The sequence below is a fragment of the Defluviimonas sp. SAOS-178_SWC genome (assembly GCF_039830135.1).
Lineage (GTDB): Bacteria > Pseudomonadota > Alphaproteobacteria > Rhodobacterales > Rhodobacteraceae > Albidovulum.
Map to the genome: position 1 here is coordinate 4,047,123 of NZ_CP156081.1, position 17,143 is coordinate 4,064,265.

The following is a 17,143-nucleotide window of genomic DNA, read 5'->3' on the forward strand; positions in this document are numbered from 1 at the left end:
CCGGCACATCCTGACCCGAGGGCCTCACGGGAGCTTTCCCGTGCAGCCGCCTCGGTCAGGGCTTCGTCAGCGGCACGACCCTTGGCGTCCCGTCCTCGGGCGCCAGTTCCTCGAAATCGAAATTGTCGAGCTTCGCCGCCCGCTTTCCAGCGCGTTCGGCGGCGGTCGTGATGCCGTCGAGATCGCCCCGCGCCTGGTTGAAATGGGTAGAGAGCTTGTCGACCCGCTCCACCACCAGTTCCACATCGCGGTGAAGCTGGCGCAGCGTCGTGCGGATCGCGCCGGCCTGCTCGCGCATCCGCGCGTCCTTCAGGACCGCCCGCATCGTGTTCAGCGTCGCCATGCAGGTCGTCGGCGAGACGATCCAGACCTTGACCGCGAAGCCTTCGCGCACAAGCTCGGGAAAATTCGCGTGCAACTCCGCATAGACCGCCTCGGAGGGCAGGAACATCAGCGCACCGTCGGCAGTCTCGCCGTCGAGGATGTAGCGCTCGGCGATGGCCTTGATGTGGTTGCGGACGGCGATGCGCAGCATGCGCTGCGCCTCGATCAGCTGCGACTGGTTCTCGGCCCGGCGCAACGCCTCGTAGGCTTCCAACGGGAACTTCGAGTCGATGACGATGGGGCCGGGCGGGTTCGGCAGGTGGATCAGGCAGTCGGCACGCCGGCCGTTCGACAGCGTCGCCTGCATGGTGAAGGCGTCGGGCGGCATCGCCTTCCGGACGAGATCGTTCAACTGGATCTCGCCAAATGCGCCGCGGGTCTGTTTGTTCGACAGGATGTCCTGCAAGGACAGCACGTCACCCGACAGCTTCTCGATATTCGACTGCGCCTTGTCGATGGTCTCCAGCCGCTGCTGCAATTCGCCGAGCGATCGGGCGGTGCGGGTGGCGGTGCCATGCAGGCTTTCGCTCATCCCGCGCGAGACCTCGGCCAAGCGCTGTTCCATCAGCGCGAGGACCCTGGTCTGGGACGCAGCCTGCGCTTCGGAAACATGGGTGAGACCACCGGTCAAGCGCTCCTGCCCGGCGGAGAGCGCCTCGACCCGGGTGCCGAGCTGGCTGAGGTGATAACCGAGGGGTTCCGTCATCCGGGCGGAGCGGGACGCGGCGCGGAGCGTCACGATCAACAGGATGAACAGCAGCAACAGAAGCGCCGCCCCCCCAAGAACAGCGAGGACGAGCGGGTCGTCGAAAGCGTAGGTCTGTCCGTTCACGGTGATCATGTGCGCCCGAAAAGCCGTTCGATATCGGTGAGCTTCAGCTCGACATAGGTCGGCCGGCCGTGATTGCACTGCCCCGAGAGCGGTGTGCGCTCCATCTCGCGCAGAAGCGCGTTCATCTCGTCGGGCCGCATGCGGCGCCCCGTGCGGATCGACCCGTGGCAGGCCATGCGGCTGAGCACCGCGTCGATCCGCGATTGCAGCCGCAGGCTGTCGCCCCCGTCGTGCAACTCGTCCAGGATGTCCTTCAGCAGGTTGGCCGCATTGACCTCGCCCAGGATCGCGGGGGTTTCGCGGACGGCGATGGCGCCGCCGCCGAAGGGTTCGATGCTGAGGCCGAGGGTCGCCAGCGTCGCGGCGTGGTCGAGAAGTAGGGAGGCGTCCGACTCCGACAGATCGACAATTTCGGGGATGAGAAGCGCCTGCGCCGCGACACCGTTTTCGTCGCGTTGCCGCTTCAGGCGTTCGTAGACGAGCCGTTCGTGGGCGGCGTGGCCGTCGACGATGACAAGGCCGGTCGCGGTCTGGGCAAGGATGTAGTTCTCGTGGATCTGGGCGCGGGCGGCACCGAGGGGGTAGTCTTCCTGCGGTTCTTCAACGGCTGGATCAGGTGCGGAATCGAAGCGGGCGGAGGCTTCGGCGAGTTCGGGGGCAAGCGGCGCCTGCATCTGGTAGGCCGCGCGAAGCGCGCCGGGCGTAGGCCGGTCCATCTGGTAGATGCGGGGGCTGCCCACGGTCTCTGGCCGGAGCGCGCCGAGCGTCGCGCCGGCGACGGTGGACGAGGCACGATGACCCGCCTCGGCAAGCGCGTGGCGCAGGGCCGAAACGATGAGGCCGCGGGCGATTCCGGGTTCGCGGAAGCGAACCTCGGCCTTCGCCGGATGGACGTTGACGTCGACGCGCTCCGGATCGCAGATCAGGTTCAGGACGGCCGCCGGATGACGGTCGCGGGACAGCACGTCCATGTATGCCGCGCGCAGTGCCCCGATGAGGAGCTTGTCGCGCACCGGACGGCCGTTGACGAACAGGAACTGCTCGACCGCCGCGCCGCGCGAGTAGGTGGGCAAGGCCGCGAAGCCAGTCAGGCGGATGCCCTCGCGTTCGGCGTCTACGGCCAGGGCGTTGTCGGCGAAATCATTGCCGATGAGGCGGCGGAGGCGCTGGCCGAGCGCGTCGAAAAGCTCCCCCTGCTCGGCATCGGCGCGCAGGACCACCTTGCCCTCGCCACCGCCAGTCGAGTCGCGAAGGGTGAAGCCGACATAAGGTTCCGCCATCGCGAGGCGCTGGACCACGTCGCGGATCGCCTGCGCCTCCGCCCGGTCGGAGCGGAGGAATTTCAACCGGGCGGGCGTGGCATAGAAAAGGTCGCGCAACTCGACGACGGTGCCGCGCGTCAGCGCGGCGGGGCGCACCGGCTCCGTCCGGCCACCGGAGACGGCAATTTCGGCGGCGTCTTCCCCGGCCGCGCGGGACGTGATCCTGAGCCGACCGACAGCCCCGAGCGAAGGCAGCGCCTCGCCCCGGAACCCGAAGCTGCGGATATTGAGAAGGTCGCTGCCGTCGATCTTCGATGTCGCATGGCGGGCGAGCGCCAGCGGCAGGTCTTTTGCCATCATGCCGCAGCCATCGTCGCGAACGCGGATCAGCGTCTTACCACCATCGGCATAGGTGATCTCGACCCGCCGGGCGCCGGCATCGAGGGCGTTCTCCACCAGTTCCTTGACCGCCGAGGCCGGACGCTCGACCACCTCACCCGCCGCAATACGGTTGACGGCAGCTTCGTCAAGCTGGCGAATCCGGGGAGGTTCAGGCAGGATATGGGGGCTTTCGGCGTTCATCCTACAAGAACTAGCACGCATCGTCGCGATTCGGCCAGTTCACCTTTTGTATCGGCCTCCAAATTCCACCGGCTGCCGAGCCGCCTCGGCGGCGGTCGGGTCAATTCTGAACTGTCAGACCGACCGGCTGGCCAACCACCACGAAGCGCAGATCCTCGGGCTTCATGAGCCGCGCCGCCACCCGCTTGATATCGCCAAGCGTCACCGCCTCGATATAGGAATTGCGGTCGTTGACGTAGGACACCGGCAGCCGTTCGGACTGCATGCCGACAAGGATGTCAGCGATCGGCCCGTTGCCGTCGAAGCGCAGCGGATAGGAGCCGGTGAGATAGGTCTTGGCGGCCTCCAGCTCCTCGGCCGTAACTCCTTCGGCGGCAACCCTGGCCCAGACGTCGCGCACGACGTCGATGGCCTCGGCCACCTTCTCGTTCGCGGACGCGAAGGAGCCCTGCCAGGTCTCGGCGAGGTCCATCGGCACGAGATAGGTAGAGATGCCATAGGTCAGACCGCGCTTCTCGCGGACCTCGTCCATCAGCCGGGCGGCGAAACCGGGGCCGCCGAGGATCTGGTTGAGAACGTAGGCCGCGAAGAAATCGGGGTCGTCGCGCTTGATCCCGGCATGGCCGAAGGCCACCACCGATTGGGGCGAGGCATAGTCGATGACGGTGACGCCGCCGGTCAGCCCCATCTTTGCCGGCTGCGGTATCGGCGCGCCGGTTTCGGGGAGCCCCCCGAGAAGATCGTCAAGAAGCGCGCCAAGCTCGGCCTCGGTGATGTCACCGACGGCGGAGACGAAGAGCCGGTCACGCGCCATCACCGCCGCCTTGGCCGCGAACAGGTCATCGCGGGTCAGCGCCGCCACGCTCTCCAGCGTTCCGTTGCGCGAGGAGCCGTAGGGGTGGTCACCGAAGGCCAGCATGTCGAAGTTGCGCCGCGCGATCTCTCCCGGGTCCTTCTCGTCCGAGCGGATGATCGAGGCGACCTGTCCCTTGACCCGCTCGATCGCATCCTGATCGAAGCGGGGCTCGGTCAGCGCCCGCTTCAAAAGCGCCACGGCTTCGGGGCGGTTCTCGCTCAGCATCCGGGCCGAGACGGTCACGCCGTCGTCGTAGGCATCGAAGCTGAAATTCGCGGCGAGGCGTTCGCGCGCGGCGGCAAACCCCTGACTGTCGAGATCGCCGGTGCCTTCTTCCAGAAGCGCCATCATCAGAAGCGTGGCGCCGCGCTTTCCCGGCGCATCAAGGCTGGCGCCGCCTTCGAAACGCAGTTCAAGCGCGGTGAAGGGAATCGAATGCTCCTCCACCAGCCAGGCGTGGATACCACCGGGTGAGGTCACCTCCCGGATGTCGACAGCCCCGGCGGGCAGGGCCGCGAAAACCGCGATGGCTGCGGCGAAGAAGGCCCGGATCATTGCATCACCTCCGCCGTCTCATCAGGTGTCCCGTCGCGCATCATCCAGCCGGTGACGGCGCGCTTGCGGTCGAGGATCTCGACCGCCGCTGTCATCACATCGGCCTCAGTCACGGCGTCCAGGACGTCGGGCCATGCCTCGACGTCGGCGATGGTCAGGCCGGAGGTCAGCGCCTCGCCGTAGCGGCGGGCGAGGCCGTCGATGTCGTCTTCGGCATAGATCATCGCGGCGCGGATCCGTGTCTTCACCCGCGCGAACTGATCCGCATTGACCCCGGTCTTGAGGAAATCGCTCAGAACACCGTCGAGCGCCTTTTCGGCATCGGCAAGGCTCACACCCTCAGCCGGGACCACAGCGAGGTTGAAGGTCGTGTCGTCGTAGGATGTCCCGTCATAATGCGCCGACGTGTAGATCGCCTGCTTGGTGCCGAACTGGAGCTTCGTCGCGAGGATCGACGTCTGGCTGCTGCCACCGAGAAGGTCGGCGAGGATCGTCAGCGCGGCCGCCGTCTTCTGATCACCCGGATCACGTTCGGGGGCGAGGTAGCTGCGGGTCACGTAAGGCTGCGAGACCCGCGGATCGGCGAAACTGAGCCGCCGTTCGGCAAGTTGCGGCGGTTCCTGCGGGCGGGCGCGCGGACCGATATCCGGGGTCGGTTCCAGCGGGCCGTAATAGGTCTCGGCCAGCTTCTTCACCTCCTCGGGATCGACGTCGCCGGCGACAACCAGCACCGCGTCGTTCGGCGCATAGTAGCGGCGGTACCAGTCGAGCGCATCCTGCCGGGTCAGCGCCTCCATCTCGTGCCGCCACCCGATCACCGGCGTGCCGTAGGGATGGTTCAGGAACTGCGCGGCCGTCCTTTGTTCGGAGAAGATCGCGCCGGGATCGCTGTCGGTGCGCTGGTTGCGTTCCTCGATGATCACCTCGCGTTCGGTCTTCCAATCGTCCTCGGACAGGATCAGGCCGCGCATCCGGTCGGCCTCCATCCGCATCACGAGGTCGAGGCGGTCCGCCGCGACGCGCTGGAAATAGGCGGTGTAGTCATAGGATGTGAACGCGTTGTCGGAACCGCCATTGGCCTCGACCGTTTTCGAGAACTCGCCGGGGGCGAGGTGTTCGGTTCCCTTGAACATCAGGTGTTCGAGGAAGTGAGCCACGCCCGAGACGCCGGGTTTCTCATCCGCGGCGCCGGCGCGATACCAGACCATGTGGACCACGACCGGGGCGCGGTGATCCTCGATCACGACGGCTTCCAGGCCGTTCGGCAGGGTAAAGCTCGTGACGTCGCCGGCAACGGCTGGTGTCGCAGTCAGAGCGGTTAGTGCCAGCCAACGGAAGATACGGAACATGGCGGTCTCCCTCGATCCCGGTTGAGAGGTAACCGCCCGGCAGGGAACGTCAAGCCCGCTGACGGAGAGGTGATCAGTTGCCCTGGACGGCTTCCAGCGGCGGGGCCCCGACATTGCGGACCCCTGCGGCGCGCCAACGCTCCAGTTCGGCGTACTGATCGAGCGACATCGGCTGGTACGCACGGTAATAGACGTTGACGTTGAACCACCGCTCCAACAGCCGCCCGTCATGCTTGCGCCGGTATTCCAGATCCTCGGCCGCGAGCACTTCGCGGATATCGGCAGATGTGCCCCGCCGCGCGGCATAGGAGACGAGCGCGCCGTTGCCGGCCGGCACTGCCTTGCGGTCGAGTGCCGCGGGGTTGCCGCCAAGGGCCGCGACCGCGTCGGCCTCGGGCGTCGGATCGGTGATATTGGTGCCGCCCGGCGTCGGCTCCGGCAAAGCGGCCAGATCGTCGGGCAATTGCAGCGGCTTCGTCGGAAGGACGGTGAATTCGTCGGGGCCGCGGCCTTGCGGCTTGATATTGAGCAGCTTCGGCGCCTTTTCCTCGTCGCCTGCAAGGCGGCCACAGGCGGTCACCGCCACAAGCGCGCAGATCGCGAGTGCGCGGATGCCAGTCTTCGCCCCCATGGGTTTCTCCCTCACCTGCCTGACCTTCGTTTAGCGCATGTCTTCGGGCGCGTCACGGGGTCTTCTCCCGCCCGGTGAAGAGGACAAGGCCGATGGCGCCGGCGAAGATCGCGATGTCGGCGACGTTGAACGAATAAGGGTTGTCGATACCCGGCACCGACATGTTGAGGAAATCGGCAACGGCTCCGTAAAGGATCCGGTCGAGGACATTGCCCATCGCGCCGCCGATCAGGAAGCCGGCCGAAAGCTTGACGATCCGGCTGTGCGGCTCGCGCCGCACCCAGAGCCAGACCCAGAGCGAGATGACCACGGCCATCGCGATCAGCACCCAGCGCGCCAGATCGGCGTTGCTGGAAAAGAGGCCGAAATTGATTCCCTGGTTCCACGCCATGCGGAGATTCAGCCAGGGCGGCAGCACGTCGATCCGCTGGCGCGTGTAAAGGTCGAGTGCCTGGACGACGAAGAACTTCGACACCTGGTCGAGCGCGAAGATCCCCGCCGCCGTCTGGGTCACGAGCCGCATTGTGCCACCCGCATCAGTGCCGGAAATGCCGTTGGCCGGTGAAGACCATTGCCAGCCCCGCCGCGTCCGCCGCCGCGATCACCTCGTCGTCGCGCATGGAGCCGCCCGGCTGGATCACCGCCGTGGCCCCGGCCTCTGCCGCCGTCATGAGGCCGTCGGGGAAGGGGAAGAAGGCGTCGGAGGCGACGACGGAGCCTTTCACCGTCGGCTCCGCGAGGCCCAGCGCCTCGGCCATGTCGGCGGATTTGCGCGCGGCGATGCGGGTCGAATCGACCCGGCTCATCTGCCCGGCGCCGACGCCCACGGTCGCGCCACCCTTCACGTAGACGATGGCGTTCGATTTCACGTGCTTGGCGACCTTCCACGCGAAAAGGAGGTCGGCCAGCTCCGCCTCGGTCGGGGCGCGTTTCGTCACGACCTTGAGATCGGCGGGGGTCACGAACCCGTTGTCGCGGTCCTGCACGAGGAACCCGCCCGCGACCTGCCGGAAGGCGAGGCCGGGCGATTTCGGGTCGGGCAGGCCCACGGTCGTCAGAAGCCGCAGGTTCTTCTTCGCGGCGAAGACGGCCTTCGCCGCATCGTCCGCGCCGGGGGCGATGACGACCTCGGTGAAGATCTGGCAGATCTCCTCGGCGGTCGCCGCGTCCAACGGCCGGTTCAGCGCGACGATGCCACCAAAGGCCGAGGTGCGATCACAGTCATAGGCGGCCTTGTACGCCTCGAGAAGTGTCTTGCCGCGCGCAACGCCGCAGGGATTGGCGTGCTTGATGATCGCGCAGGCCGGAGCGTCGGCGGGATCGAACTCCGCCACCAGTTCGAAGGCGGCGTCGGTGTCGTTGATGTTGTTGTAGCTCAGTTCCTTGCCCTGATGCTGGGTCGCGGTGGCGACGCCGGGGCGGTTCGAGCCATCGGTGTAGAAGGCCGCCGACTGGTGCGGATTCTCGCCGTAGCGGAGCGTCTGGGCGATCGTCCCGGCAAAGGCCCGGCGGCGGGGTGCCGGATCGCCGATGGCGCCGGCCAGCCAGTTCGACACCGCCGCATCATAGGCGGCCGTCCGGGCATAGGCCCGCTGGGCGAGCTTGCGGCGGAACTTTGGGCAGGTCTTGCCGCCGTGCTGGTCCATGTCGCCAAGGACCTTGGCGTAGTCCTCCGGATCCACGACCACGGCAACATGGGCGTGGTTCTTCGCCGCCGCGCGGATCATCGCCGGGCCGCCAATGTCGATGTTCTCGACGCAGGTGTCATAGTCCGCGCCCTTCGCCACCATCGCTTCGAACGGGTAGAGATTGACCACCAGGAGGTCGATCGGCTCGATCCCGTGCTCCTCCATCGCGGCAACATGGCCGGGATTGTCGCGAAGCGCCAGGAGTCCTCCATGGACCTTCGGATGGAGCGTCTTCACCCGGCCGTCCATCATCTCCGGAAAGCCGGTCACATCGGCCACGTCGCGCACCGTGAGCCCCGCTTCGCGCAGCATCGCCGAGGTGCCGCCGGTGGAAAGCAGTTCCACCCCGCGCTCTGCCAGTCCCTTGGCGAAGTCCAGCAGCCCGGTCTTGTCGGAGACGGAGATCAGGGCACGGGAAAGCGGGGCCAGGCTGGCATCGGCATCGGTCAAGGGCAGCGTCCTCTACTTGGGCAGCGCATCGTCATCGCGAAGCGTATCTCGGATGGCCGAGGGGGTATCCTGTGCCTTGGCCAAGGTCCAGCCCAACTGGCATGCATAATCGAGGACATGGGCCGAAAGGACGATCTGTTTCGCCGCGCGCGGCTTCAACCGCCCGGTTTCGAGATAGACCGAGGGTTCGAGCGTCAACTCCCCTACCCCGTCATGGCGGAAAACCCAGATCTCGCCCGACTTCAGCGCCAGCGACACCGCCGTGCCGCCGAGGTCTATGGCGGCATCGACATCGGGATGCAGGTGGAAGCGGAGCGAGAAGGGCACGCCCTGATGTTTCGATCGCTCCATGATCGTCTCGAACCGCCGCCGGTCGGCGACCGTCATCGCGCCAAGCGTGTCCTCGCCCGCCAGCGCCCGTCCGTCGATGGAGAGCATCAGGTTTCGGATATGGGTCAACCCGTGGGTCGGGACATAGCCGTTATGCCCGGCCATGAGCCGGTGGCCGGCGCTGTCATCCTCGGGCTGGGCCCAAACCTGATCGGGCACGTCGGTGAACTGGCCGCGCGGCGAGGCGGGCAGCACCCCGCCGGCGCCGAGGCGGGAGGACGAAAAGCCCTGGATGCAGAGTGTCGAATGCGAGGGCGTCGCCCGCCCCGCCCTTCGCCAGTCAGGCCCGAAGCTCGCGCCCGAACCGCAGTTGACAACGACGGGTCGGCGCCCCGAGGTCAGTTCCATCGCCAGGGTCGAGGCATGGGCGTTCGACGAGGCGCGCCCCGTGGGCGGAGGGGCGGCATCGACGATGATCGTGGTGCGGCCCGCCGCAAGCCGGGCGTACCCCATCGCGAGGCCATGCGCCGTCAGCGCCCGGCCGCCCACCGTCGCCAGCGCCTGATCGAGCCGCCCTTCAAGCCCCCTGCCCCCGCCGTGGAACCGCGCGAGCCCGCCATCGGCATGGCGGAGGGCGCGCAGCGTGGGCGCGATGCGGTCGATCGCGTCGAGATGGGTAGCCTGCGGGCTCCGTCCCGCGTCGGACAGCGCCTCCGCCGCCCAGGTGAGAAGCGTGAAGACCTCAAGCAGTTCCTCGGGATTCCGCGTCGGGATGCCGCCCTCGGCATCGATCTCGCGCGCGCATTCCCTGGCCAAAGCCGCGGCGGCGGGGCCGACATGACGCTCCATCCCCGTCAGCGCGAGGCCGGCATAGACAAGGCCGGTCAAGGCCTCGAACCGCGGCAATCCGGGCGCGGCCGTTTTCCAGCGCCGGGCGAGGAAGATGGTCTGGCGGCCGAGGCTGCGGAAGTAGGCGTCCGACTGCGCCCGGTCGCGGCCGTTCAGAAGCAGGATCGCGTGGTTGATCCAACGGATGAGCCGCCGCCCGGTCAGGTCGGGCGTCCAGCCCGGCCCGCCGCCACGCCCGTAGCGCCGGATCCAGTCGAAGACCCAGTCCTGCGCCCTTTCCCGCGCCGGCCCGTCGGCGACGGCGGCGAGATCATCGAGCCAGGCGGAGCCGTGGATCTCCTCCTCGAAGCGGGGATCGGGGATCGGCAAGTCCCAGATCGACTTGCCCTTGGCCTCGATCAGAAACCCGGCGAAGAGGAAATTGCCGGCGGTCAGTTGCTTGCCGCGGGCGAAGGAGCCGATGGTCTTCGGCTCAGGCTGGCTGACGAAGCCGGTCGCGGACCGCGCCAATGCCGCCAGCCGCGCGTGCAGCCGGTGCATAAAGCCCATGTATCCGCTATCGGATCGCCCCACGCCTCACGGTCCTCGTTCTTCCGTTGCCCGGATTTATCCGGGAATCTGCCCGGGCCGGAGATTACCGGCAGCCCTGCCCCATGTCACCGGCTAAAGGTCCGTCAGGCATTGGCCAGGCGAAGGCAGGCGATGAAGAATCCGTCCATGCCGCCGCGCTCCGGCCAGTAATCGGGGCGAAGCCGGAGGCCGCCTTCGCCCGTGATCCAGCCGGATTCGATTCCGGGCAGATCGAGCGCGCCGCGCTCAACGGCAAGGCCGGGATGGCGTGAGAGGGCGGCGGAAACCTGCCGCTCCCCCTCCTCGGGCAGAAGCGAACAGGTCGCGAAGACCAGCCGGCCGCCAAGGCGAAGGCGGGTGAGCGCCCGGTCAACAAGGGCCGCTTGAAGGGCGGCGATCTCCTTCAGCGCGGCGGGGTCGCGGACGTAGGGCAGGTCGGGATGCCTGCGGATCGTTCCGGTCGCCGAACAGGGCGCGTCGAGGAGGACGGCGTCGAACCCTCCGGCCCCGTCCCATGTCAGCGCGTCTGCCACGACCACCTCGGCGGCAAGCCGGCAGCGCGCGAGGTTTTCGCGCACCCGCTCCATCCGTGCCTCGGAGAGGTCGAGCGCGGTCACCTCGGCGCCGGCGGCGGCGAGTTGCAGCGTCTTGCCGCCCGGCGCGGCGCAGAGGTCGAGTACCCGCTCGCCGGGGCGCGGCGCCAGCACCTTCGCAGCAAGGGCGGCGGCAGCGTCCTGCACCCACCAGTCGCCCTCGGCATAGCCGGCAAGATCGGAAACCTGGCCGGCGCCATGAAGCCGGACCGATCCGGTGGGCAGCGCCTCGCCCCCGAGGCGGGCGGCGAGCGCCGCCGCGTTGCCGTCCTTCGGCGTGAGGTCGATGGGCGCCCCCTTCGCCTGCGCGGCTTCCATCGCCATCGTCGCGGCCTTGCCCCAGGCGGACATCAACCGGCCCCGGAGCCAGCCGGGCAGCGGATCGGCCGGCAGCGCCGCCCAGTTTTCAACCGGCGTCTCGGAGACGCGGCGAAGCACGGCGTTGACCATGCCCGCGAAACCCTCCGCCTTCCGGCCCGACGCACGGGTGAGGCTGACGGCCTCGCTGACGACGCCGTGCGCGGCGGCTTTTTCGGCGAAGATCTCGGTGACGGAAACGCGCAGGATCGTGCGAACGAAGGGCGGCGGGGATTTCCGGAGGAAGGGTTTCAGGACCGCATCGGCGCGTCCGAGATTTCGCAGCGTCGCCAGGGCAAGGCGCTGCGCCCGCGCCCGGTCGGGTGGTGCCAACCCGGAAAGCGCCCCGCGCGCGACCTGATCGGAGAGCGGCGCGCGATCCTCGAGGACCCCCGTCACCAGTCGCGCCGCGACACCCCGCGCCGTCTCGTCCCTGACCATGCGTCCCCCGGTTGCGACCCTTGCCGGCCCCCCGTATAACATGGACCTACGCGAAACAAGGAAGGCCGGAGTGGCGACGGAGATGACCAAGGAACTGCCTGAAGCGGCCAAGCGCGCGCTGGCCGAGGCCGAGGCACGGCGGAAGGCCGCGTCCGCGCTGGACCTGCCAGCGGAACTCGGCGGCCGCGAAGGGCCGGAACCGGTGCGCTATGGCGACTGGGAGAAGAAGGGGATCGCGGTCGATTTCTGAAAGCGGCCGGTTGCCCGGGCAGGGTTCCCACGCTCCCGGCTTGAGCGTCAGATCCCAAGCACGTCCAGCATGTCGTATTCGCCGGGCTTCTTGTCCTGCCCCCAGAGTGCGGCCCGAAGCGCGCCGCGCGCGAAGATGCCCCGGTCGGTCGCGATGTGGCGCAGGATGATCCGTTCGCCGTTGGCGGCGAAGATGACGTCATGTTCGCCCACGACATCGCCGCCCCGGATGGCAGAAAAGCCGATATGCCCGCGTACGCGCGCGCCGGTGATCCCCTCGCGCGCCCGGTCGCGGATGTCGGGGAGGTTGAGCCCCCGCCCGGCCGCCGCCGCTTCGCCCAGCATCAGCGCGGTCCCGGAGGGCGCATCGACCTTGTGACGGTGATGGGCCTCGACGATCTCGATATCCCAATCGGCATCGAGCGCCGCCGCGACCTTCTTCGTGATCTGGGTGAGAAGATTGACCCCGAGACTCATGTTGCCGGCGCGGACGATCACGGCATGGCGCGCGGCGGCCCTGATCTTCGCGAGGTGCTCCTCTTCCAGCCCGGTCGTTCCGATGACGTGAACCGCGCGGGCCTGCGCCGCGAGCGCCGCGAATTCGACCGTGGCGGCAGGAGCGGTGAAGTCGATCACGGCCTGTGCCTTTGCGAAGGCTTCCAGCGGGTCGTCGGTGACGATGACGCCGCTTGCGGCCCCGCCCATCACCGTGCCGAGATCGCGGCCGATCCAGTCGTGGCCGGTCCGCTCCACCGCGCCGACGAGGCGTGCGCGGTCCGAGGCCGCGATCAGACGGACAAGCATCTGCCCCATGCGTCCCGAGATGCCGGTGACCACGATGCCGGGAATATCTGTCGGTTCGGTCATGCGCGCCTCCGCTCTGCCAATCGGCTTCCTTTAGCCGCTGCGGAACGGCTTGGCAAAGGCCCGTTGCGGGGCGGGCCGGCATGGCCTACATGCTGTGGCATGTCACAGAACCGTTCCTCCCGTGCCTCCGGCCCCTCGCAGCGCCAGCTGCGCGTCGGCGAACTCATCCGCCGCACGCTTTCCGAAGTGCTGATGCGCGGCGAGGTCCACAACGACGAGTTGGGCGCGATGTCGATCACCGTGGGCGAGGTCCGCGTCTCGCCCGACCTGCGCATCGCGACCGCCTACGTGCTGCCGCTTGGCGGAGAAGGAGCAAAAGAGGCGCTGGCGGCGCTCAACCGCTCGAAGGGGGAGCTTCGCCATCACGTGGCGAAGGCGATGACCCTGAAGTTCGCGCCGGAGCTGCGATTTGTCCTCGACGAGACCTTCGACCGCATGGATGCGACGCGCCGCCTTTTGGCAGATGAGAGGGTGCAGCGCGATATCGCGAAGCGCGACGATGACGACGACGATGGCGATCTGGGCTAGGGCCGCCGCTGCGGTCCTGCTTCTTGCAGGCGCGGCCCAAGCGGAATCCTGCCATAGGCTGGAGCACGAGGGCGAGATCTACGCCGTCTGCGAGGCGGTGGCCGGCGAGGATCTGCGACTTTTCCTCGAAGATGCCGACGGCGCCACGATCGGCACGTTCGAGCGGCTGCGCGAGGGTCTCGCCGCCGAGGGGCGGCGGCTGGTCTTCGCGATGAATGCCGGGATGTATCACCCCGACCGCCGCCCTGTCGGGCTCTACCGATCCGAGGGGCGCGACGTCTCGCGGCTGGTGACGTCGGCGGGTCCGGGGAACTTCGGGCTGGTTCCGAACGGGGTCTTCTGCATCCGCCCGCAAGGCTTTGCGGTGATCGAGACGCTGAGCTACGAACGCGCGGCGCCGGACTGCCGGTTCGCCACCCAATCCGGACCGATGCTGGTGATCGGCGGGGCACTGCATCCGAAGTTCCTCGAAGACTCGGACTCGCGCTACGTCCGCAACGGTGTCGGCGTCTCGGCCGATGGCAGCCGGGCCTATTTCGTGATCTCCGACGGGGCGGTCAATTTCCATGCCTTTGCGCGGTTCTTCCGCGATGCCCTTGGTGTGCCGGATGCGCTCTATTTCGACGGCAACGTCTCGCGCCTCTACGCCCCCGAGATCCGGCGCGACGATTTCGGATTTCCGATGGGTCCGATTGTCGGGCTCTCGGTGCCGGCGGATTGACGGCCCCGCCGCCATTCGCTAGCAGGCGGCCTTCCTATCGAAAGAAGAGACATGGCACGCAAGAAGGGTCGCGACATTTCGGGCTGGCTGGTGGTGGACAAGCCGGCGGGCATGACCTCGACCGCAGTCGTCAACAAGGTCCGCTGGGCGTTCGGCGCGAAGAAGGCGGGCCATGCGGGAACGCTCGATCCGGACGCGACCGGGGTGCTGGCGGTGGCGCTCGGCGAGGCGACGAAGACGGTGCCCTACATCACCGATGCGCTGAAATGCTACCGCTTCGCGGTGCGGCTCGGGGCGGCCACGAAGACCGACGACGCGGAAGGGGAGGTCATCGCGACCTCGGACCTGCGCCCCAGCGATGACGAGATCCGCGCCGCATTGCCGGCGTTCCGGGGCGAGATCATGCAGGTGCCGCCGCAGTTCTCCGCGGTGAAGGTCGAGGGCGAGCGTGCCTATGCGCTGGCCCGGGCCGGCGAGGAAATGGAGCTTGCCGCGCGCGAGCTGTGGGTCGAGAGCCTGGAGATGACCGCCCGGCCCGACGCGGACACGGTCGAGCTGGAAATGGTCTGCGGCAAGGGCGGCTATGTGCGCTCCGTAGCCCGCGATCTCGGGGCCGCCCTCGGATGCCATGGCCATGTCCTGTGGCTTCGCCGCGACTGGTCGGGGCCGTTCGAAGCCTCGGACGGGGTGACGATCGCGAAGATCGACGACCTGGCCAAGAGCGAGGCGTTGGACGCGCTCTTGCTGCCGCTCGAAGTCGGGCTCGCGGACCTGCCGGAACTGAAGGCGACGCCGGAAGGCGCGGCGCGGCTGAGGAACGGCAATCCGGGACTGGTCATCGCCTCGGACGTGGAGTGGGGCGACGAGGCCTGGGCGAGTTACCAGGGCCGCGCGGTGGCGGTCGGGGTCTACAAGTCGGGCGAGCTGCATCCGAGCCGGGTGTTCAACCTCTGATGACGGCGCCGGGGGCGCTGCCCCCGGACCCCCGAGGTATTTCGGGCAAGATGAAGGTCAGAGGCCGAGCCCGGTCTTTCGCCCTTCGTGGAAGGCGTACGGTGCCTGGCGTGGCGCGGAAGCGTCGCCGATGAGATAGGTTTCGAGATCGGCGATGTCGACCGAGAGCGGGTCGAAGGCGCGGTTTGTCGTGGACATGACGAGTGCGGAAGCCTCGAGACGGCGTTCGTCGCCGGTCAGAAGGTTGCGGAGCGTCGCGCCGTCGCCGTGCCATGCGCCGATCAGGTGTTCGGTGAGGAAGGTCACGCCGAGTTTCGCGAGCCGGGGGCGGAGCGCGATATCGGATGAGGTGCGGGCGAGTTCCTTGCCGATGAAGGGTTCGGGCGTGACGATGGTGACCTTATGGCCGCGCTCCGCCATCGCCCAGGCGGTGCCGAGGCCGCGCCAGTTGCCACCTTCGTCGTAGAGGATGACGTCGTCGCCGAGCCTGGCCTCGCGGCGCATCACGTCCTCGGGGGAGAAGACGTTGCCCTTGTCGATGCCCGTAAGCCGATCCTTGCCGGGCATCCAGCGCTGGAAACCGTCCTCGTCCGGGAGCGAACCGGTGGCGAGGACGACCGCATCGGGATTGAGCGCGCGGATATCCCCTGCCTCCGCGTAGGTATTGAGGTGAAGCCGGACCTGGAGCCTTTCGAACTGGCGTTCGTACCAGTCGAGAAGGTCGAGGATCTGGGCGCGGCGCGGCTGTTCGCCGGCCAGGCGGAACTGGCCGCCGATCCGGGGCTGGGCCTCGAAGAGATCGACGCGGTGGCCGCGTTCGGCGGCGGTGCGGGCGGCTTCGAGCCCGGCGGGGCCGGCGCCGACAACGACGATGCGGCGGGGTTTATCGGCGGGGGTGAAGCGGTCGCCGCCCCATTCGAACTCGCGCCCCGCCGAGGGATTGATGAGACAGGAGATCCAGTAGTCGCGGCTGCGCCGGCCCCAGCACATCTGGTTGCAGGAGATGCAGCCACGCACGTCCTCCGCCCGGCCTTCGGTCGTCTTGCGGGCGAGGTGCGGGTCGGCGATCTGGCCGCGCACGATGGAGACGAGGTCGGCCTGGCCGCTCGCGATCACACTTTCGGCGTTTTCCGGGGTGCGGACATGCGCCTCGGACGTGACCTTGGCGTGCTTCACGACCTTCTTCAACTCCTCGGTGAAGGGCGCGGTCAGCTTGTCGGCGAAAAGAAAGGTCGGCATCAGCCGCTCGAAATCGAGATATCCGCCGTGGCCGCAGGTCACGTAGTCGATATGGCCGGTCGCGTCGTGACAGGCGACAATCTCAGCCAACGCTTCGCCCTGAAGAAGCACGTCGTGGCTGTCGGACGTGGAGATCGCGAGGCCAATGACGAAATCCTCGCCGCAGGCCTTTCGGATGCCCGCGATGATGGCGCGCGACATGCGCGTGCGGTTCTCGAGGCTGCCGCCCCATTTGTCGGTGCGCCTGTTGGACCAGGGCGTCCAGAACTGATCGAGCAGCGAATGGTAGGCGCCCCAGACCTCGACGCCCTGGAAGCCGCCCTTCTGGCAGCGGATGGCGGCGGCGATATGGGCGTCGATCAGTTCTTCGATCTCGGCCTCGGTCATCGCGTGGGAGCCGTCGCTGTCGTGGTAGGATGGCCCGCCCGACGGACCCCAGTGCGGCGCGAAGCTGAGGTCGGAATCGCCGTGTGCCCCGATGTGGTAGAGCTGCTGGAGGATGACGGCGCCCGCCTCCTTCACCGGTTCGGTCACCTTGCGGAAATGCGGGATGACCTCGTCTGTGCCGTGGCGGAAATTGCCGCGCGTGAGGACGCCGGTGCGGTGCACGGGCATCGGTTCGGCGACGATCATGCCCGCACCGCCCAGCGCCCGTTCGAGGAGATAGGCGCCGAAGCGCGGGCCGGGCAGGCCCATATCCGACATGTTCGCGGTATGGGCGCCGAAGACGATGCGGTTGCGCAAGGTGTGGCCGCGCAGCTGAATCGGCGAGAGGAGGTGGGAGTGGCTGGTCGTCATCGGGCGTCCATCGGGAAGTACATTCTCAGCAGCGGAGTCACAGGCCTTCTGCGTGGCG

Annotated in this window: 15 protein-coding genes; 4 read left to right on the forward strand and 11 right to left on the reverse strand. The window is 68.0% G+C overall.

Annotated features, from left to right (window positions below; translation table 11 throughout):
- Nucleotides 1–55: 55 nt before the first annotated feature.
- The 9 genes from V5734_RS20970 to V5734_RS21010 all read right to left on the reverse strand — a co-directional run bounded on the left by V5734_RS20970 (nt 56) and on the right by V5734_RS21010 (nt 11,729).
- Nucleotides 56–1,225, reverse strand: a complete 1,170-nt coding sequence (locus V5734_RS20970) for a DNA recombination protein RmuC (RefSeq protein WP_347311541.1) — start codon at nt 1,223–1,225, stop codon at nt 56–58.
- Complete coding sequence (mutL, locus tag V5734_RS20975; protein ID WP_432759651.1) at nt 1,222–3,081, reverse strand: DNA mismatch repair endonuclease MutL; 1,860 nt, start codon at nt 3,079–3,081, stop codon at nt 1,222–1,224. The genes V5734_RS20970 and mutL overlap by 4 nt, the downstream gene beginning before the upstream one ends.
- A gap of 79 nt (nt 3,082–3,160) precedes the next feature.
- Nucleotides 3,161–4,471 (reverse strand): M16 family metallopeptidase, encoded by a 1,311-nt coding sequence (locus V5734_RS20980; RefSeq protein ID WP_347311542.1) that lies wholly within the window; start codon nt 4,469–4,471, stop codon nt 3,161–3,163.
- Nucleotides 4,468–5,820 (reverse strand): M16 family metallopeptidase, encoded by a 1,353-nt coding sequence (locus V5734_RS20985; RefSeq protein WP_347311543.1) that lies wholly within the window; start codon nt 5,818–5,820, stop codon nt 4,468–4,470. Before V5734_RS20985 ends, V5734_RS20980 begins: the two co-directional genes overlap by 4 nt.
- A 73-nt stretch (nt 5,821–5,893) precedes the next feature.
- Nucleotides 5,894–6,451: a DUF3035 domain-containing protein gene (locus V5734_RS20990; RefSeq protein ID WP_347311544.1), complete on the reverse strand. Its 558-nt coding sequence runs from the start codon at nt 6,449–6,451 to the stop codon at nt 5,894–5,896.
- A 52-nt stretch (nt 6,452–6,503) separates the two neighbouring features.
- On the reverse strand, nt 6,504–6,974 hold the full coding sequence (gene lspA / locus V5734_RS20995) for a signal peptidase II (protein ID WP_347311545.1): 471 nt from the start codon (nt 6,972–6,974) through the stop codon (nt 6,504–6,506).
- Nucleotides 6,975–6,987: 13 nt separating this feature from the next.
- Nucleotides 6,988–8,589 carry a bifunctional phosphoribosylaminoimidazolecarboxamide formyltransferase/IMP cyclohydrolase gene (purH, locus tag V5734_RS21000; protein ID WP_347311546.1) on the reverse strand — a complete coding sequence of 534 codons (1,602 nt, stop codon included), beginning with the start codon at nt 8,587–8,589 and terminating at the stop codon, nt 6,988–6,990.
- A gap of 12 nt (nt 8,590–8,601) precedes the next feature.
- Nucleotides 8,602–10,308 carry a heparinase II/III family protein gene (locus V5734_RS21005; RefSeq protein ID WP_347311547.1) on the reverse strand — a complete coding sequence of 569 codons (1,707 nt, stop codon included), beginning with the start codon at nt 10,306–10,308 and terminating at the stop codon, nt 8,602–8,604.
- A gap of 134 nt (nt 10,309–10,442) precedes the next feature.
- Nucleotides 10,443–11,729: an RsmB/NOP family class I SAM-dependent RNA methyltransferase gene (locus V5734_RS21010; RefSeq protein ID WP_347311548.1), complete on the reverse strand. Its 1,287-nt coding sequence runs from the start codon at nt 11,727–11,729 to the stop codon at nt 10,443–10,445.
- Between the two features lie 82 nt (nt 11,730–11,811).
- Here V5734_RS21010 and V5734_RS21015 point away from each other — a divergent pair, with 82 nt between their 5' ends.
- On the forward strand, nt 11,812–11,979 hold the full coding sequence (locus V5734_RS21015) for a DUF1674 domain-containing protein (protein ID WP_347313686.1): 168 nt from the start codon (nt 11,812–11,814) through the stop codon (nt 11,977–11,979).
- A gap of 47 nt (nt 11,980–12,026) precedes the next feature.
- On the opposite strand, the gene dapB is transcribed toward V5734_RS21015, so the two are convergent.
- The gene (gene dapB, locus V5734_RS21020) at nt 12,027–12,845 is read right to left on the reverse strand and encodes a 4-hydroxy-tetrahydrodipicolinate reductase (protein ID WP_347311549.1); all 819 of its coding nucleotides are present in this window, start codon (nt 12,843–12,845) and stop codon (nt 12,027–12,029) included.
- Between the two features lie 99 nt (nt 12,846–12,944).
- On the opposite strand from dapB, the gene rbfA reads away from it, so the two are divergent.
- The 3 genes from rbfA to truB are packed head-to-tail and all read left to right on the forward strand — an operon-like array spanning nt 12,945 to nt 15,048.
- A complete protein-coding gene (gene rbfA / locus V5734_RS21025) occupies nt 12,945–13,373 on the forward strand; it encodes a 30S ribosome-binding factor RbfA (RefSeq protein ID WP_347311550.1) in 429 nt (142 codons plus the stop codon).
- Nucleotides 13,345–14,094, forward strand: coding sequence for a phosphodiester glycosidase family protein (locus V5734_RS21030; protein ID WP_347311551.1), 750 nt, complete (start codon nt 13,345–13,347; stop codon nt 14,092–14,094). Before rbfA ends, V5734_RS21030 begins: the two co-directional genes overlap by 29 nt.
- Before the next feature lie 51 nt (nt 14,095–14,145).
- Nucleotides 14,146–15,048: a tRNA pseudouridine(55) synthase TruB gene (truB, locus tag V5734_RS21035; RefSeq protein WP_347311552.1), complete on the forward strand. Its 903-nt coding sequence runs from the start codon at nt 14,146–14,148 to the stop codon at nt 15,046–15,048.
- A 57-nt stretch (nt 15,049–15,105) separates the two neighbouring features.
- On the opposite strand, the gene V5734_RS21040 is transcribed toward truB, so the two are convergent.
- Nucleotides 15,106–17,085 (reverse strand): FAD-dependent oxidoreductase, encoded by a 1,980-nt coding sequence (locus tag V5734_RS21040; protein ID WP_347311553.1) that lies wholly within the window; start codon nt 17,083–17,085, stop codon nt 15,106–15,108.
- Between the last annotated feature and the right edge of the window lie 58 nt (nt 17,086–17,143).

Coding starts and splice junctions, on each gene's coding strand:
- V5734_RS20970 (WP_347311541.1), bottom strand. CDS start 1,225: ATGATCACCGTGAACGGACAGACCTACGCTTTCGACGACCCGCTCGTC.
- mutL (WP_432759651.1), bottom strand. CDS start 3,081: ATGCGTGCTAGTTCTTGTAGGATGAACGCCGAAAGCCCCCATATCCTG.
- V5734_RS20980 (WP_347311542.1), bottom strand. CDS start 4,471: ATGATCCGGGCCTTCTTCGCCGCAGCCATCGCGGTTTTCGCGGCCCTG.
- V5734_RS20985 (WP_347311543.1), bottom strand. CDS start 5,820: ATGTTCCGTATCTTCCGTTGGCTGGCACTAACCGCTCTGACTGCGACA.
- V5734_RS20990 (WP_347311544.1), bottom strand. CDS start 6,451: ATGGGGGCGAAGACTGGCATCCGCGCACTCGCGATCTGCGCGCTTGTG.
- lspA (WP_347311545.1), bottom strand. CDS start 6,974: ATGCGGCTCGTGACCCAGACGGCGGCGGGGATCTTCGCGCTCGACCAG.
- V5734_RS21005 (WP_347311547.1), bottom strand. CDS start 10,308: ATGCACCGGCTGCACGCGCGGCTGGCGGCATTGGCGCGGTCCGCGACC.
- V5734_RS21010 (WP_347311548.1), bottom strand. CDS start 11,729: ATGGTCAGGGACGAGACGGCGCGGGGTGTCGCGGCGCGACTGGTGACG.
- V5734_RS21015 (WP_347313686.1), top strand. CDS start 11,812: ATGACCAAGGAACTGCCTGAAGCGGCCAAGCGCGCGCTGGCCGAGGCC.
- dapB (WP_347311549.1), bottom strand. CDS start 12,845: ATGACCGAACCGACAGATATTCCCGGCATCGTGGTCACCGGCATCTCG.
- rbfA (WP_347311550.1), top strand. CDS start 12,945: ATGTCACAGAACCGTTCCTCCCGTGCCTCCGGCCCCTCGCAGCGCCAG.
- V5734_RS21030 (WP_347311551.1), top strand. CDS start 13,345: ATGACGACGACGATGGCGATCTGGGCTAGGGCCGCCGCTGCGGTCCTG.
- truB (WP_347311552.1), top strand. CDS start 14,146: ATGGCACGCAAGAAGGGTCGCGACATTTCGGGCTGGCTGGTGGTGGAC.
- V5734_RS21040 (WP_347311553.1), bottom strand. CDS start 17,085: ATGACGACCAGCCACTCCCACCTCCTCTCGCCGATTCAGCTGCGCGGC.